We start from the raw sequence: 681 nt of genomic DNA on the forward strand, positions 1-681 counted from the left end.
GCCCCCCCGGCCGCAGTCGCTCCGCCGGCCCCGGTCGCCCCGCCGGTCGCGGTCGCCCCGGCGGCCCCGGTCGTCCCCGTCGTCCCCGTCGTCCCGGTCGCCCCCGACGTCCCCGTCGCGGGTGCCGAGGGTCCGGTGCAGCTGTCGCCCCTGCCGTCCGGTCTGCCGACGCGTGCGCCCCGGCCCTCCGCCCAGGCCGCCGAGCCCTCCACGGCCCCTGCTGCCCCCGCGGCACCGCCCGTGCTGGGCCCGCCGGTCCAGGCGCCCTCGCTGCAGGCCCCCGCCCGTCCCGTCCCCGTCCCCGCGCCCGTCGCCCCGGTCCCGCCCGTCCAGGCCCGGCCCGCCCCGGCTCAGCCCGCCCAGGTGCAGCCCCAGCAGGCCCAGCCCGTCCAGGCCCAGGCCCAGCCGCAGCCCGTGCAGCCCGTGCAGCCCGTCCAGCCCGTCCAGCCCGTGCAGCCCGTCCAGCCCCAGGTCCCGCAGGCGCAGCCCGTGCTGCCCCCCGTGCCCTTCGCCACCCCGGTGCCCGCCCCGGTCGCGGTCCCGCACGTCGCCTCGCCGACAAGCATCCTGCCCGGCGGCAGCGGTCGCCGGCGCGGTCGTCGCAGCCTCTTCGGCGGCGGCCGGAACAGCTCCCCGGCGCCCGCCCCGGTCGCGCCGCCCGCCCCGGTCGCGCAGCCGACG

Annotated in this window: 1 pseudogene; it reads left to right on the top strand. The window is 83.3% G+C overall.

Going from position 1 to position 681, the window contains the following annotated elements:
• Positions 1 to 681, top strand: a pseudogene (locus WCS02_RS20890) (hypothetical protein); the annotation flags it as partial.

It is taken from the genome of Aquipuribacter hungaricus (assembly GCF_037860755.1).
GTDB classification, from domain to species: Bacteria; Actinomycetota; Actinomycetes; order Actinomycetales; family JBBAYJ01; genus Aquipuribacter; species Aquipuribacter hungaricus.